This window comes from Alkalilimnicola sp. S0819 (assembly GCF_009295635.1).
Taxonomy (GTDB): Bacteria; Pseudomonadota; Gammaproteobacteria; order Nitrococcales; family WHIW01; genus S0819.
In genome coordinates this window covers 331,149-347,451 of the sequence record NZ_WHIW01000001.1, presented here as the reverse complement: position 1 = coordinate 347,451, position 16,303 = coordinate 331,149, and the positions used below count along the sequence as shown (strand labels likewise).

The window sequence follows — 16,303 nt, the reverse complement described above, 5'->3', positions numbered from 1 at the left end:
TTAAACCTCCGGGTCGCGCGGGCCTTACAGTTCCTGTTTGACCTCGACGCGCTCGTAACATTCGATCTGATCGCCAGGGCGGACGTCGTTGTAGTTCTTGACGCCAATACCACACTCGGTACCGGACTGAACTTCCTTGACGTCGTCCTTGAAGCGACGAAGTGATTCCAGCTCGCCCTCGTAGATCACCACGTTGTCGCGCAACACGCGGATCGGGCTGTGGCGCTTGACCACGCCCTCGGTGACCAGACAACCGGCCACAGCGCCCAGCTTGGAGGAGCGGAACACGTCCCGCACCTCGGCCAGCCCGATGATCTCCTCGCGCACCTCGGGGGCCAGCATGCCGCTGATGGCACGCTTCAGCTCCTCGATCGCATCGTAGATGATGCTGTAGTAATGCAGGTCCACGCCGTTTTCCTGAACCATACGACGCGCGGAGTTGTCGGCACGCACGTTGAAACCGATCAGAATGGCATTGGAGGCCATGGCCAGGTTGACGTCGGTTTCATTGATGCCGCCCACACCCTGGGAGACCACCTTCACCTTCACCTTCTCGTTGGAGAGGTTGGTCAGCGTCTGAGCCAGCGCCTCGGCACTGCCCTGCACGTCCGCCTTGACCAAGAGATTGACGGTGGTGGTCTCGCCGTCCTGCATGTGGTTGAACAGCTCGTCCATCTTGGCCGCCTTCTGGGCGGCCAGACGGGTATCCCGGTGGCGATCCTGGCGCATGCCCGCCACTTCGCGGGCCTTCTTCTCGTCGGCGACCGCCGCCATCTCGTCACCGGCATTGGGCAGGCCCGACAGGCCCAGCACCACCACCGGAATGGAGGGCCCGGCTTCCTTGACCCGCTGACCGTTCTCGTCAATCAAGGCGCGCACCCGGCCGAACTCCTTGCCGGAAATAATCACATCGCCGGTCTTGAGCACGCCATTCTGCACCAGCACCGTGGCCACGGGGCCGCGCCCCTTGTCCAGGCTGGACTCCAGCACCACGCCAGTGGCCGGGCAGTCCTTCACGGCGGTGAGCTCCAGGAGTTCGGACTGCAGCAGGATGCTCTCCAGCAGGTCGTCCACCCCCTGACCGGTCTTGGCCGAGACGTGGATGAACTGCACATCGCCACCCCAGTCCTCGGGGATCACGTCGTGCTGGGCCAGTTCCTGCTTGACGTTGTCCGGGTTGGAATCGGGCTTGTCGACCTTGTTGACCGCGATCACCAAGGGGACGCCAGCCGCCCGGGCATGCTTGACCGCCTCTTCGGTCTGCGGCATGACACCGTCATCGGCGGCCACTACCAGCACCACCACGTCGGTCATCTGCGCGCCACGGGCACGCATGGCGGTAAACGCCTCATGCCCCGGGGTATCCAGGAAAGTAATCATGCCCCGCTCGGTGGTCACATGATAGGCACCGATATGCTGGGTGATACCACCGGCCTCGCCCGCGGCCACCTTGGTGCGGCGGATGTAATCCAGCAGCGAGGTCTTGCCGTGGTCCACGTGGCCCATGATGGTGACCACCGGGGCCCGTGACACGCGCTCGCCTTCCTGGGTCTCGCCACCGCCCATCAGCTCGGCCTCCAGCACCTGCTCCTCGGCCTGCACCAGCTTCGGCTTGTGGCCCATCTCCTCGACCAGAATGGCCGCGGTGTCCTGATCAATGGTCTGGTTGATGGTGGCCATCACGCCCTGCTTGAACATTTCCTTGATCAGCACCGCCGCCTTGACGCTCATCCGCTGGGCCAGGTCACCCACGGTAATGTTCTCGGGAATCTCCACCTCGCGCACCACCGGCGCGGTGGGCCTCTCGAAGCCGTGTTGCAGTTGCCGGGCCGCTTCGCCACCAGCGGCACGCACGGGCCGCTTGCCCCGTCGCCCGCCCTTGCCGGCGGCCACCTTGATCTCCTGACGACCCTTCTTGGGCTTCGCCGCCTTGCGTTCCACACGCTTCTCGGCTTCCCGCTCTCGGCGGGCCTCCTGCGCTTCCCGCTGACTCTCACGCTTGTCTTCCGGGGAAGGCGCGGCGGGCTCGGTCGCCGCCGGGGTCCGCTCCGCGGCGGCTTCCGGCGCCGCCTGCGCAGTCGGCTGGGGCTCGGCGGCCTGCTCCGCCGCAGCCTGCTCAGCGGCACGGCGCGCCTGGTCTTCCTCGGCCTTGCGTTGAGCAGCCTCTTCCTCGGCCTTGCGCTGGGCGGCCTGCGCATCGGCGACACGCTGTTCCAGCTCGGCGGCTTCCGCCTGCAGGGTGCGGCGCAGGCGCTCCAGGTCCTGCTGCTCGGCTTCCGCTTCCAGCGCGCTGCGCTTGACGTAAGTGCGACGCTTGCGCACTTCCACGTTCACGGTGCGGGTCTGGCGCGGCCCGCGAGCCGCGGCGCCACCGGCGGGCAACTTGAGCTGGCTGTGGCTCTTGCGCTTGAGAGTCACCTGGCGCGGCGCGGCATCGTCCTCGGCGGCCGCTGCGGCTTCCGGATTCTGGCGGCGCAGGTGCTCCAGCAGCTTGAGCTTGTCCTGGTCGGATACCGCGGCGTCCGGTTCCCGCGCGGCAACCCCTGCCGCTTCCAACTGGGCCACCATCCGCTCCACCGGCATATCCACCGTCAATGCGAATTCACGTACTGTCACTTGCGCCATATTTACCTACTCCCCGGGCCAGCCCTGCAGACTCGTTACATGCGCCGGCCCTGTTGCCGACGCGCCGTCGTCTGCGGCGTCAGGCGTTGTCCTGGTCCGTGAACCAGGGTTCGCGCGCCTTCATGATCAAGGCCGCAGCCCGTTCTTCATCCATACCATCCACGTCCATGAGCTCGTCCACCGCCTGTTCGGCCAGATCTTCCATGGTCTGTACGCCCCGGGCAGCCAGCGCCCGCGCGGTGGGCTCATCCATGCCTTCCATGTTGAGAAGGTCTTCGGCGGGCTCACCGCCCGCCCTCTCGCCGTTGGCTTCCGCCTCCGCCGCCAGCACATCCCGCGCCCGCGCCCGCAGTTCCTGCACGACGTCCTCGTCGAACTCCTCGATCTCCAGCAGTTCGGATTCCGGCACATAGGCGATCTCCTCCATACTGGAGAAGCCTTCCTGCACCAGGATCCCGGCCACTTCCTCGTCCACCGACAGCTTGTCGATGAACATTTGTTGAATCTGGCCCGCCTCTTCCCGCTGCTTGGCTTCCGCCTCCTCGGCGGTCATCACGTTCAGCTCCCAGCCGGTGAGCTGACTGGCCAAGCGCACATTTTGTCCGCCCCGACCGATCGCCTGGGAGAGCTCATCCTCGGCAACGGCCAAATCCATGCTGCCCCGGTCCTCATCCACCACTATGGATTCCACCTCGGCGGGCGCCATGGCGTTGATGACGAACTGAGCCGGGTTATCGTCCCAGAGAATGATATCGATACGCTCGCCGGCCAACTCATTGGAGACGGCCTGCACCCGGGAGCCACGCATGCCCACGCAGGCCCCCACCGGGTCAATGCGGTGATCGTGGGAGAGCACGGCGATCTTGGCGCGCTGACCGGGATCACGGGCGGCACCCAGAATTTCGATCAGCTCCTGCCCCACTTCGGGCACTTCCAGCTTGAAAAGTTCCACCAGGAACTCCGGCGCGGTGCGGCTGACAAACAGCTGCGGGCCGCGCGGCTCCTCGTTGACCTCGCGCAGATAGCCGCGCAGCCGGTCACCCGCACGCACCGCTTCGCGGGGAATCATTTCCTCACGGCCGATGAACGCCTCGGCGTTGTTACCCAGATCCAGAGTCACATTGCCGCGCTCGACGCGCTTGACGATGCCCGTGACCAGCTCACCGACCCGCTCACGAAACGCATCGGCCACCTTGGCCCGCTCCGCCTCGCGCACCTTCTGCACAATGACTTGCTTGGCCGCCTGGGCGGCGATCCGGCCGAACTCCACGGAATCCATGGGCTCTTCCAGGTAGTCGCCGGCCTGCAGCGCAGCATTCTGCTGGCGCGCCTCTTCCAGGCTGATCTCCCGGGCCGGCTCCTCGATCTCGGCCGGATCCTCCACCACCAGCCAACGGCGGAAAGTGGATGACTCCCCGGTCTTGCGGTCCACCGTCACCCGGGCGTCGATCTCCTGGGCGTGGCGCTTGCGCGTCGCCGACGCCAGGGCCGCCTCCACCGCCTCGAAGATCACTTCCTTGTCCACGCCCTTCTCGTTGGAGATGGCCTCAACAACCAGCAGTATCTCTTTGCTCATGCTCGCGTTACTCCACCTGAGCCCCGGGGCGCTTAACCCTCAGGCCTCCAACTTCAAATTCGCCTTGTCTATGCGCCCCAGAGGCACTCGCACCAGCCCTTCATCTTCCTCGACCAGCACGTGCTCGTCCTCCAGGCCTCGCAGCACGCCGGCGAACTTGCGCCGACCCTCCAGGATGCCCTGGATGCGGATACGCACCTGCTCACCAACGAAACGCTCGTAATCCGCCGCCTTGAAGATCGGCCGATCCAGCCCCGGCGAAGACACTTCCAGGTGGTAGTTACCCGGTATCGGGTCTTCCACATCCAGAACGCCACTCACCTGGTGGCTGACCCTGGTGCAATCCTCCAGGGTGATGCCCTCCGGGGCATCGATATAGAGGCGCAACAGGCCGTTCTTCGGGTTGGGCAGGTACTCCAGCCCCACCAGCTCGTAGCCCAGCCCCTCCACCACCGGCTCTATCAGCGCCGTCAGCGTTTCCTGTCTGGCTGCCATCGACCGTACCGTCTCCAGAAACAAAAAATGGGCCAAGCGGCCCATCCCATACGTTCAACCCTGTAGCGCCTTGCGGCTACAAAAAAAGGCCGCTAGCGGCCTTTTCAGGGATGTGTGGTAGCGGGGGCAGGATTTGAACCTGCGACCTTCGGGTTATGAGCCCGACGAGCTGCCAGACTGCTCCACCCCGCAACTGCTGTGGCGCATTGTACGGATGCCCCCCGTGCTATGCAAGGCCATCCGCCACAATCGCCAGCCGCGTACTGTCTGACTCTGGTGGGGGCAAATGGTTCCGGGGGGATTAACCGCAAAGGCGCGGAGTACACAGAGGGTCGCAGAGAAAGGCAATCCTCTCTTCCCCGCTGCGTACTCCGCGCCTTTGCGGCAACCAGACCCGCCGAATTACAGACCCAGCGCCGCCAGGCACAGGGCCATCAGGCCGCCGGGGAAGATGCCCAGGGCCAGCACCGCGAAGCCGTTGCCGGCCATCACGATCTGCTGCCCGGCGCTGGCCTCGATGGCCTGTTCGTCTTCGGGCTCATCGAAGAAGGCCATCTTCAGCAAGCGCAGATAGTAGAAAGCACCTACCACCGCGAAAATAACCGCGAAAACCGCCAGCCAGATCATGTTCACGTCCACCACGGACTTCACCACCAGCAGCTTGGCGTAGAAGCCCACGGTACCGGGCACACCGGTCATGGAGAACATCAGCAACAGCAGCACGATGCCCAGGTAGCCGTTGCGCCGCGCCAGACCCTTGAAGTCGCTCATCAGCTCGGCTTCGAACCCCCTGCGTGAAAGCAGAACAATCATGCCGAAGGCGCCGGCGGCGGTGATGCCGTAGGTGAGCGCGTAGAAAAGTGCCGCGGCGTAGCCTTCCTCGGTGCCGGCGATCAGGCCCAGCAGCACGAAGCCCACATGGGAGACCGTGGAATAGGCCAACATGCGCTTGAGGTTGTCCTGCACCAGCGCGAAGAGATTACCCACCGCCAGCGACAGCACCGCGAGGATGATCAGCATGGTCTGCCACTGTTCCATCAGCGGGCCCAGCCCGTCACCAATCAAGCGCAGGAACAACGCCACCGCCGCCACCTTGGGCGCGGTGCCCAGGTACAGGGTGACCGGCGTAGGCGCGCCCTGGTAAACATCGGGCACCCACATATGAAACGGCACGGCACCGAACTTGAAGGCCACTCCCACTACCAGGAACACCAGGCCGAAAGCGAAAAGCATACTCTCATCGGCACCGCCGGCCGCGGCCGCCACGTCCGCCAGATACAGACTGCCGCTGACGCCGTAGATCATGGACATGCCGTAGAGCAGCATCCCGGATGCCAAGGCGCCGAGCACGAAATACTTCATGGCCGCTTCCGAGGCGCCTCGGGACTCCCGATCGATGACCACCAGGGCGTACTGGCACAGCGCCAGCAGCTCCAGGCCCATGTAGAGGGTGAGCAGGCTGTGGGCCGAGGCCATGATGGACATGCCCAACACACCGAACAGGCCCAACAGGAAAAACTCGCCCTTGAGCAGGTTACGCACCAGCAGGTAGTTGCGGGCGTAGGCGAACGCCAGTGCCGAGAGCCCGTAGATGCCCAGCTTAAGCATGACCCCGAGCCTGTCGGCCATGTAATGCCCACTGAAGCTCATGCCCGGTTCGGCCAGCCACTGGCTGTTCCAGGCCAGCCACGCAGCTACAGCCAGACTCAGCTGGGTGAGATAAAAGGTGGCCGCGCGGGTGCGGCTGGCGGAGAACAGATCCACCACCAGGATCACGCAGGCCGCGCACAGCAACCAGATCTCCGGCAGTGCGAGTCCGAAATCCGGCATCTCGAAGTTCATACTAGCCCCTCAGTCAGAATATCCGCGGCCTCAGGGCCGCCCGGCGGTGACCTGCTCGAGCAGGTTGGCAAGCGACGGTTCCATCACCTCGACCAGCGGCGCGGGCCACAGGCCCAGCGCCAGCACGGCCACGGCCAGAATGCCCAGCACCAGGAACTCGCGCCCGTTGACGTCTTCCAGTTTCGCCACTTCCTCGTTGCCCACCGGCCCGTACATCACCCGCTTGATCATCCACAAGCTGTAGGCCGGCCCCAGCAACAAGGCGGTACCCGCCAGGAAGGCGTACCAGAAATCGGCCTGGAAGGCGGCGAGCACCACCATGAACTCGCCCACGAAACCCGATGTGCCGGGCAGGCCGGAGTTGGCCATCGCGAAGAGCACGAAGAAGCCGGCGAAGATCGGCATGCGATGTGCCACGCCCCCGTAGGCGCTGATCTCGCGGGAATGCAGGCGGTCATACAACACGCCCACGCACAGGAACATGGCGGCCGAGACGAAACCGTGAGAGATCATCTGTACCGCGCCGCCTTCCAGTGCCAGCAGCGCACCCTCGGTGGAGCCGCTGTTGGCAATGATCTGGAAGATCAGGAAGAAGCCCAGAGTGACGAAACCCATGTGCGCCACCGAGGAATAGGCGATGAGCTTCTTCATATCGTGCTGAACCATGGCCACCAGGCCCACATAGACCACCGCCACCAGCGAGAGCAGGATCAGCAACCAGTCCAGTTCCATGCTCGCCTCGGGGGCGATGGGCAGCGAGAAGCGCAGGAAGCCGTAGCCGCCGATCTTCAGCATGATCGCGGCCAGGATCACGGAACCGCCGGTGGGCGCTTCCACGTGGGCATCCGGCAACCAGGTATGCACCGGCCACATGGGTACTTTCACCGCGAAGGCGGCGAGGAACGCCAGGAACACCAGGATCTGCGCATCCAGCGGTAGCCCCAGGCCGTGGAAATCCAGAATGCCGAAGCTGTCCGCCTGGTAGCGCAGATAGACCAGCGCCACCAGCATCAGTACCGAGCCGAGGAAGGTATAGAGGAAGAACTTCAGCGTGGCGTAAATCCGGTTCGGCCCGCCCCAGACACCGATGATCAGGAACATCGGCACCAGCATGGCTTCCCAGAACACGTAGAACAGGATGGCGTCCAGCGCGGCGAACACCCCGACCATGATCCCTTCCATGATCAGGAAGGCGGCCAGGTACTGGTACTGCCTGTCCTTGATCACGGTCCAGCCCGCGATCACCACCAGCACCATGGAGAAGGTGGTGAGGATGATCAGCGGCATGGCGATGCCGTCCACCCCCAGGTGGTAGTGGATGTCGAAGGCCGCGATCCACGACGCGCGCTCCACGAACTGCATCTCCGCGGTGCCCGGCGCGAAACCGGTCCACAACGGTAGACTCAGCAGGAAGGTCACCAGCGCCACCGCCAGTGCCAGCCAACGTACCCCTCCCGGTGCTTTGTTGCCCACGGCGAGCAGGATCAACCCGCCCACAATGGGTATCCACACCAGCAGGCTCAGCAAGGGCCAAGCTTCAAACATCCCCACGTCCTTACCCCAAAAAGCGAACCGAGATCCCCGCGAAGCAGGCGCGCACGCCTACAGCCAGCCCTGATGCCGGCCGATCAGGCCGGTCAGCAACAGCAGCAAGCCGATGATCATCGCGAAGGCGTAGTGATACAGATAACCGGTCTGCAGTCGGCGGATCACCGCCGCGAACCGTCCCACGGTACGAGCGCTGCCGTTGACCAGCAGGCCGTCGATCAGGCCCTGGTCCAGAACCCGCCAGAAAAACCGGCCGATGGCCCGCCCGCCGCCGGCGAAACCGCCGATGTAGAGCTTGTCGAAACCGTATTTGGCGTCGAGCACGTTATAGACCAGGCGCAGCTTCAGATGGATCTGCCGCGGCAGATCGGGGCGCTTCAGGTATGCGACCCAGGCGGCCACCGCGCCGGCCAGTGCCAGCCAGAAGGCCGGGGTCACGAAACCGTGCACGGCGAAGGCGGCGGCGCCATGCCAATGCTTGCCGATCTCCGCGAGCACGTCGTTGGCCCCTTGCACGAAGATCACACCTTGGAAGAAATCCCCGAACAGCATGGCGCCTGCGGCGAAGAAGCCCACGAGAACCGAGGGAATCGCCAGCAGAATCAGCGGAACAGTGACCACCTTGGGCGATTCCTGCAGGTGCGAGCGGGTGTGCTCATCCATGCGCTCCTTGCCCCAGAAGGTCATGAAATACAGCCGGAAGCTGTACAAGGAGGTCACGAACACGCCAAGCAACACCATCCAGTAGGCGTAGTCGGCACCGAAGCGTTCGGAATGCCCCACCGCCTCGATAATGGCGTCCTTGGAGAAGAAGCCGGAGAAGAAGGGCGTGCCCACCAGCGCCAGGGTGCCGATCAGCACCGTGAGGTGAGTGAGGGGCATGTATTTGCGCAGCCCGCCCATCTCCCGCATGTCCTGTTTGTGGTGCATGGCGATGATCACCGAGCCCGCGCCCAGGAACAACAGCGCCTTGAAGAAGGCGTGTGTCATCAGATGGAAGACGCCGGCGGCGTAGGCCGAGACACCCAGCGCGGTGACCATGTAACCCAGCTGCGAGAGCGTGGAGTACGCCACCACCTTCTTGATGTCGTTCTGAACGATGCCGATCAAGCCCAGGAAGAAGGCCGTGCTCGCCCCGATGATCAGCACGAAGGACAGCGCGGTCTCGGACAGTTCATAGAGCGGCGACATGCGCGCCACCATGAAGATGCCGGCAGTGACCATGGTCGCGGCGTGGATCAGCGCGGAGATCGGCGTCGGGCCTTCCATGGAATCGGGCAGCCAGACGTGCAGCGGGGCCTGGGCGGATTTACCCATCGCGCCGATGAACAGCAGGATGCAGGCCACGGTGGCCACCTGCCACACGGCACCGTCCCAGATCTCCATGGTCAGGTTCGGGTTGGCCTGGGCGGCGCTGAACACCTGCTGGTAATCCAGGCTGCCGTAGTACATCAGCACTGCGGCGATGCCGAGCAGAAAACCGAAGTCACCGATCCGGTTGACCAGGAAAGCCTTGAGGTTGGCGAACACGGCGGATTCGCGGTTCAACCAGAAGCCGATCAACAGGTACGACACCAGGCCCACGGCTTCCCAGCCGAAGAACAGCTGCATGAAGTTGTTCGCCATCACCAGCATCAGCATGGAGAAGGTGAACAGCGCGATATAGCTGAAAAAGCGCTGGTAGCTGTTGGTGCCGGCGCGGCTGCCGGCGGGCCAGTTTTCTTCGTCGTGGGCCATGTAGCCGATGGTATAGACATGCACCATGAGGCTGACGAAGGTGACCACGACCATCATCATGGCGGTGAGCCGGTCCACCAGGAAGCCCACCTCCAGCCGCAGCCCTTCCATCACCATCCAAGTGTAGATGCTGCCGTTGTATACCGCCGCCCCGCCCCAGACGTGCTGATAGAGCACGTAAAAGGACAGCGCGCAGGCCAGACCCACGCCCAAAATGGTTACCCAGTGGGCACCGGCGCGACCGATACGCCCGCCGAACAGCCCGGCGATGATGGCGCCCAGCAGCGGCGCGAGCACGATAGTGAGATAGATATTTTCCATGCCGCTCTACTCAGCCCTTCATGCTGTCCAGATCGCCCACGTTGATGGTGCCCCGGTTGCGGAACAGCACCACCAGAATAGCCAGGCCTATGGCCGCTTCGGCCGCCGCCACCGTGAGCACGAAGAAGACGAACACCTGACCGGATATGTCCCCCAGGAAGTGGGAGAAGGCGATGAAGTTCGTGTTCGCCGCCAGCAGGATCAGCTCCAGGCACATCAGCAACAGGATGGCATTCTTGCGGTTCAGGAAGATCCCCGCTACGCCGACACTGAACAATAGCGCCCCGAGCACCAGGTAATGAGATAGTTCGATCATGCCTGCGCTCCCTTATTCCTTGTTCCCGCCCGCCGCGGGCATCTTGACGATGCGCAGCCGGTCGGCCTTGCGGGTGCGGACCTGCTTGCCGGCGTTCTGCTTCTTGCTGTCGGCGCGTCGGCGATGAGTGAGCATGGTGGCGGCGATAATCGCCACCAGCAGCACCACCGCCGCGATTTCGAACGGATACAAATACTCGGTATAGAGCACGCCGCCGATGGCGGCGATGTTGTTCACCGCCGGCTCGGCCACGGGCGGCACGTCACGTACCAGAGCATCGATCTGATCCGCGCCCACCACCAGCACCATCTCCAGCACCATGACCACGGCGACCGCCAGACCCACGGGCAGGTAGCGCGCGAAGCCCTCGCGCAGCACCACGGCGTTGATGTCCAGCATCATCACCACGAACAGGAACAGCACCATCACCGCGCCCACGTAGACCAACACCAGGGCGACCCCGAGGAATTCGGCCTCGGCCAGCAACCACAAAGCCGCGCTGTTGAAGAAGGCCAGAACCAGGAACATCGCGGAATGTACCGGGTTCCGGGAGCTGATCACCATGACCGCGGCAAAAAGCAGCACGGCGGCGAAGATATAGAACAGGACCAGTTGCATGGATCGTTACGCCTTTGCTGTGCTTAACGGTAAGGAGCATCCGCGGCGCGATCAGCCGCCAGCTGCGGCTCGTACTTATCGCCCAGGGACAGCAGCTCATCCTTGTCGATGATGTGCTCGCCGCGACGCTCCATGTGGTACTCGTAGGTACGGCTCAGAACGATGGAATCAACCGGGCAGGACTCTTCACAGAACCCGCAGTAGATGCACTTGAACAGATCGACATCGTAGCGGGTGGTGCGCCGCTGACCGTCCTCCCGCGGCTCGGACTCGATGGTGATCGCCAGTGCCGGACACACCGCCTCGCACAACTTGCAGGCAATGCAGCGCTCTTCCCCATTGGGATAGCGACGCAGCGCGTGCAAGCCACGGAAGCGGGGCGACTGCGGCGCCTTTTCGTCCGGGTACTCAATGGTGTACTTCCGGCGAAACAGGTGCCTGCCCGTCAGCGCCAGGCCCTGCAGCAGCTCAATCAGCAGAAAGCTGTTGAGGAAATCCTTGACCGCTCGCATCAATACCTCCCGGTCAGAGCCAGCCGAGCAGAATGAAACCGGATTCGACCACCAGCCACACCACGGTGACGGGAATCAGGACTTTCCAGCCCAGGGTCATGATCTGGTCATAACGGAACCGCGGGAAGGTGCCACGGAACCAGAAATAACAGAAGGCGAAGAAGGCGACCTTGACCAGGAACCAGTGAATGCCCGGCGCACCGATCACGGGGATGCCGTGGAAGGGCGAGTACCAACCACCGAAGAACATTACCGTCGCCAGTGCCGCGATCAGCAGCATATTGGCGTACTCGGCGAGGAAGAAAATGGCGAATGCCATGCCCGAGTATTCCACCTGGTAACCGCCGACGATCTCCGATTCACCCTCGGTCACGTCGAAGGGCGCCCGGTTGGTCTCGGCCACGCCGGAGATCCAGTAGACGATAAACAAGGGCAGCAGGGGCAGCCAGAACCACTGGAAGAAGTGGCCTTCCTGGGCGTTGACGATTTCCCCCAGATTCAACGAACGCGCGGCCATGAGCACGCCCACCAGGGCAAAGCCCATGGCGATCTCGTAGGACACCACCTGCGCACCGGAGCGCATCGCACCCAGCAGCGCGTACTTGGAGTTGGAGGCCCAGCCCGCGAGGATGATGCCGTAGACGCCCATGCCCGTCATGGCCAGCACGTAGAGCAGGCCGGCGTTGATATCGGCGATCACCAGCGTATCCGAGAACGGAATCACCGCCCAGGCCGCCAACGCCGGCGTAATCGCCAACAGGGGGGCGACGATGTAGAGCACCTTGCTCGCCTGGGCCGGGATCAGGATCTCCTTGAAGATCAGCTTCGCCGCGTCGGCAAAGGGCTGCAACAGCCCGAAGGGGCCAACCCGGTTAGGCCCCTTGCGGTCCTGGATCCAGCCGATGATCTTGCGTTCCCAGTAGGTCATGTACGCCACTGCGATGAACAGAGGCATGACCAGCGCAACGATGCGCATCAGGATCCAGAACAGTTCCATCAATTGTTCTTGCATTGCCGTTCCCGCTCCTAGGCGCGCTCTACGCGGACTTCGCCCCAGGGCGCGCCCAGGCCGTAGGTTTCACACAGGGCCGCCGGAATCCACACGCTGCCGGCGGCAACGGTATCGTCGATGTAGACGGTCAGCTGCGCCTCGCCCTCGCCTTGGCGGACCCGAGCGCGCTCACCTTCGGCAAACCCCAGGCGCTGCGCCTCTTCGGCCGCCAGGTAGACGCCGGGCTTGGCGGCGTGGGCCGAAGCCTGCAGCGGTGCCGAGCGACGCAGCAACGTGTCCAGCTGGTAAGGCGGCACCTCGCCCCCGCGCACCAGACCCTCGCCCAGTCCACGCCGTGGCTCCCGCCACGGGAAGCGTTGCGCCGGTGCCTCATCGCCGAGGCCGCTGGCCTTCAGTTCCGCCAGCACTTCCTCGGAGCTGTTGTGCTCGAAGCCGTCCAGATCAAACAGGTTGCCCAGCACCCGCAGCACCCGCCAGGCCGGACGCCCCTCGCCCACGGGGGCGGTCACGCCACCGAAGCTCTGCCAGCGTCCTTCCAGGTTGACGAAGGTGCCGGAAGTTTCGCCGAAGCTGGCGATGGGCAGCAGCACATCGGCCTGGTCCTTGAGGGATTCGGTCACGAAAGGCGTGAAAGCCACGACGAACTCCGCTTGCGCCACCGCTGCGGCCGCTGCGGCGCCATCCCAACAATCGAACTCCGGCTCGACGTTGAACAGCCAGTAGGCCTTGCGCGGCTGCTCCACCATGGCGCGGGCATTCAGCCCCCCCGCCGCGTCCGGCTTGCCGCCGGCGCCGCGATGGGGCAGCGCGCCGGCGAGCCAGCCACCGACGCTGTTGGCCGCGACCGGCAATTGACCCAGGGTCGCGCCGCTCAGCTCCGCCACCAGGCTCGCCAGCGCGCGCAGGCTGGCCGCCGCCGGATGGCTCTCGGCCTGGGAGCCCAGCAGTACCAAGCTCCGGGTAGCCTTGTGCAGCTCGTCGGCCATGCGCTGGTGCGCCTCGCCCGGCTCCAGACCGGCCAACACATCTTCCAGACCCTGGGGCACCGACTGGCCTTCTCGGTCCAGCAGCACACGGGCCACCGCCGCCAGCTCCGCCACCAGGGTCGCTGGCGTGGCGACCTGCTGCAGGGCCGGTTCGAAGTTGAATTCCCAAGCGCGGGTGTTCAGGTACATGACCTGCGCGCCCTTCAGGCTCGCCTTGCGCAGACGATGGTTGACCAGCGGCTGCTCCAGACGGCTGTAACTGCCGATGGCAAGCACCGCGTCCTGCGCTTCCAGCTCGGCGATGGACACGCCCAGCGCCGGCTGCAACGGGGCTTCCGCATCGTCGCTGAAATCACCCTGGCGCAGGCGAGAATCGATATTGCGGCTGCCCAGCCCACGACTGAGCTTGCCCAGCAGGAACATCTCTTCCAGGGTCGCATTGGGCGCGACCAGCGTACCCAGCGCCTCGGCACCGGCCACGTCCTGAACCCTTCGGGTGCCCTTGACGGCGGCGGCCAGCGCGGTTTCCCAGTCCACCTCGCGCCACTCGCCCTGCTCCTTGACCATCGGCCGCGCCAGTCGCTGCTCGGAGTACAGGCCCGCGTAACCGAAACGGTCCCGGTCGGCCAGCCAGGTCTCGTTGATGCCCTCGTTCTCCCGGGGCACCACCCGCATCAGCTCGCCGCGGCGGTGATGAATGTGGACGTTGGAGCCCACCGCGTCATGGGGCGCCACGCTGGGATGACTGAGCAACTCCCAGGCCCGGGCCCGATACCGGAAGGGCTTGGAGGTCAATGCGCCCACCGGGCACAAATCGATGATGTTGCCGGAAAGCTCGGAGCTCACGCCGTCCTGCACGTAGGTGCCGATCTCGGTATGCTCGCCGCGGCCGATGCCGCCCAGCTCCCGGCGCCCGCCGATTTCCTGCAGGAAACGCACGCAGCGGGTGCAGTGAATGCAGCGGGTCATCTCGGTCTCGACCAGCGGACCCAGATCCTCATCCTTGACCACGCGCTTGCCCTCGCTGAAGCGGGACACGCCGCGGCCATAACCCATGGACAGGTCCTGCAGCTCGCACTCACCGCCCTGATCGCAGATCGGGCAATCCAGCGGGTGGTTGATCAGCAGGAATTCCATCACCCCTCGCTGGGCGGCCAGCGCCCGTTCCGATCGGGTGAAGACCTTCATGCCGTCGGCCACCGGGGTAGCGCAGGCGGGCATGGGCTTGGGCGCTTTCTCCACTTCCACCAGGCACATGCGGCAGTTGGCCGCGATGGAGAGCTTCTTGTGGTAACAGAAGCGCGGCACAGGGATATCGGCCCGGTCGGTGGCTTCGATCAGCATCGCGCCCTTGGGCGCCTGCAGCTCGACGCCATCGACCTCGATGGTCACCAGTTCCTGCGTGTTCTCGACCTTGGCATTCATGCGACAGCCCCCGAGGCGCCTTCCACCATGGAGCGCCCGTGCTTCACGTAATACTCGAATTCATGGAAATAGTGCTTGAGGAAGGACTGCACCGGCCAGGCAGCGGCCTCGCCGAAGGCACAGATGGTGTGCCCGGCAATCTGGCCGGCGGCGGATTCCAGCAGCTCCAGATCCTCGGGCCGGCCGCGGCCCTCGCCGATGCGACGCAGCACCCGGTACATCCAGCCGGTACCCTCGCGACAGGGCGTGCACTGGCCGCAGGACTCGGCGTAATAGAAGCGTGAGATGCGGGTGAGGGCCTTGACCATGTCGGTGGTCTCGTCCATCACGATCACGCCGCCGGAGCCCAACCCGGAGCCCGCCTTGGCGAGACTGTCGTAATCCAGGGTGACGTTCAACATCACCTCGGCGGGCACCACCGGCATGGAGGAGCCGCCGGGAATCACGGCCTTCAACTTGCGCCCCTTCCAGACACCACCGGCCATTTCCAGCAAGTCCTTGAAGGGCGTACCCAGGCCGATCTCGAAGTTGCCGGGCTTCTCCACATGACCGGAGACGCTGAAGCACTTCACCCCGCCGTTGTTCGGCTTGCCCAGGTTCAGGAACCAGTCCGCGCCGTTGCGCATGATTTCAGGCACCGAGGAGAAGGATTCGGTGTTGTTGATGGTGGTGGGCCGGCCGAAAAGCCCCACCTGGGCCGGGAACGGCGGCTTGAAGCGCGGCTGACCCTTCTTGCCTTCCAGGGATTCGAGCAGCGCGCTCTCCTCGCCACAGATGTAGGCGCCGGCGCCGATGTGGGAGTGAATCTCCACATCCACCCCGGTGCCCTGGATGTTCTTGCCCAACAGCCCCAGCTCATGCGCCTCCTTCAAGGCCTGCTCGAAGCGGGCGAAGGGCACATGGTGGAACTCACCACGCATATAGTTGTAGGCCACGGTCGCGCCCATGGCGTAACAGGCGATGGCGAGCCCCTCCACCAGGGCATGGGGATTGTAGCGGAGAATATCGTGGTCCTTGGCGGTACCCGGCTCGGATTCGTCGGAGTTGCAGACCACGTACTTCTGCCCCGGCGCATTGCGAGGCATGAAGCTCCACTTCAGCCCCGTGGGGAAGCCCGCGCCACCACGCCCGCGCAAGGACGCCGCCTTCAGCGTGTCGATGATCTCCTCCGGCGGGGTCTTCTCCGCGAGGATCTTGCGCCAGGCCTCGTAGCCACCGACCTTGAGATAGTTCTCCAGGGCCCAGGGCTCGTCGAATTGCAGGGTCCGGTAGCAGACCTCGTTCGCCATG

The 16,303-nt window shown here is 64.4% G+C and carries 12 protein-coding genes and 1 tRNA gene; all 13 read right to left on the bottom strand.

What is annotated here, in order from left to right; all coding sequences use genetic code 11:
* Positions 1–24: 24 nt before the first annotated feature.
* The 13 genes from infB to nuoF all read right to left on the bottom strand — a co-directional run bounded on the left by infB (position 25) and on the right by nuoF (position 16,302).
* Positions 25–2,625 carry a translation initiation factor IF-2 gene (gene infB / locus GBG68_RS01725; protein ID WP_152144442.1) on the bottom strand — a complete coding sequence of 867 codons (2,601 nt, stop codon included), beginning with the start codon at positions 2,623–2,625 and terminating at the stop codon, positions 25–27.
* A 79-nt stretch (positions 2,626–2,704) separates the two neighbouring features.
* On the bottom strand, positions 2,705–4,201 hold the full coding sequence (gene nusA, locus GBG68_RS01720; RefSeq protein WP_152144440.1) for a transcription termination factor NusA: 1,497 nt from the start codon (positions 4,199–4,201) through the stop codon (positions 2,705–2,707).
* 39 nt (positions 4,202–4,240) lie between these two features.
* A complete protein-coding gene (rimP, locus tag GBG68_RS01715; RefSeq protein WP_152144437.1) occupies positions 4,241–4,696 on the bottom strand; it encodes a ribosome maturation factor RimP in 456 nt (151 codons plus the stop codon).
* Positions 4,697–4,811: 115 nt separating this feature from the next.
* A tRNA-Met gene (locus tag GBG68_RS01710) sits at positions 4,812–4,888 on the bottom strand.
* Positions 4,889–5,098: 210 nt separating this feature from the next.
* Positions 5,099–6,538 (bottom strand): NADH-quinone oxidoreductase subunit NuoN, encoded by a 1,440-nt coding sequence (nuoN, locus tag GBG68_RS01705; RefSeq protein ID WP_152144435.1) that lies wholly within the window; start codon positions 6,536–6,538, stop codon positions 5,099–5,101.
* Between the two features lie 30 nt (positions 6,539–6,568).
* Positions 6,569–8,083: an NADH-quinone oxidoreductase subunit M gene (locus GBG68_RS01700; RefSeq protein WP_152144433.1), complete on the bottom strand. Its 1,515-nt coding sequence runs from the start codon at positions 8,081–8,083 to the stop codon at positions 6,569–6,571.
* 57 nt (positions 8,084–8,140) lie between these two features.
* Complete coding sequence (gene nuoL, locus GBG68_RS01695; RefSeq protein ID WP_152144432.1) at positions 8,141–10,144, bottom strand: NADH-quinone oxidoreductase subunit L; 2,004 nt, start codon at positions 10,142–10,144, stop codon at positions 8,141–8,143.
* A gap of 10 nt (positions 10,145–10,154) precedes the next feature.
* Complete coding sequence (gene nuoK / locus GBG68_RS01690; RefSeq protein WP_152144429.1) at positions 10,155–10,460, bottom strand: NADH-quinone oxidoreductase subunit NuoK; 306 nt, start codon at positions 10,458–10,460, stop codon at positions 10,155–10,157.
* 12 nt (positions 10,461–10,472) lie between these two features.
* Complete coding sequence (locus GBG68_RS01685; RefSeq protein WP_152144427.1) at positions 10,473–11,078, bottom strand: NADH-quinone oxidoreductase subunit J; 606 nt, start codon at positions 11,076–11,078, stop codon at positions 10,473–10,475.
* A gap of 23 nt (positions 11,079–11,101) precedes the next feature.
* Positions 11,102–11,590 (bottom strand): NADH-quinone oxidoreductase subunit NuoI, encoded by a 489-nt coding sequence (gene nuoI / locus GBG68_RS01680; RefSeq protein ID WP_152144425.1) that lies wholly within the window; start codon positions 11,588–11,590, stop codon positions 11,102–11,104.
* 13 nt (positions 11,591–11,603) lie between these two features.
* Positions 11,604–12,602: an NADH-quinone oxidoreductase subunit NuoH gene (nuoH, locus tag GBG68_RS01675; protein ID WP_152144423.1), complete on the bottom strand. Its 999-nt coding sequence runs from the start codon at positions 12,600–12,602 to the stop codon at positions 11,604–11,606.
* A gap of 14 nt (positions 12,603–12,616) precedes the next feature.
* Positions 12,617–15,013, bottom strand: coding sequence for an NADH-quinone oxidoreductase subunit NuoG (nuoG, locus tag GBG68_RS01670; protein ID WP_152144421.1), 2,397 nt, complete (start codon positions 15,011–15,013; stop codon positions 12,617–12,619).
* The gene (gene nuoF, locus GBG68_RS01665) at positions 15,010–16,302 is read right to left on the bottom strand and encodes an NADH-quinone oxidoreductase subunit NuoF (RefSeq protein ID WP_152144419.1); all 1,293 of its coding nucleotides are present in this window, start codon (positions 16,300–16,302) and stop codon (positions 15,010–15,012) included. Before nuoF ends, nuoG begins: the two co-directional genes overlap by 4 nt.
* Position 16,303: the final 1 nt, after the last annotated feature.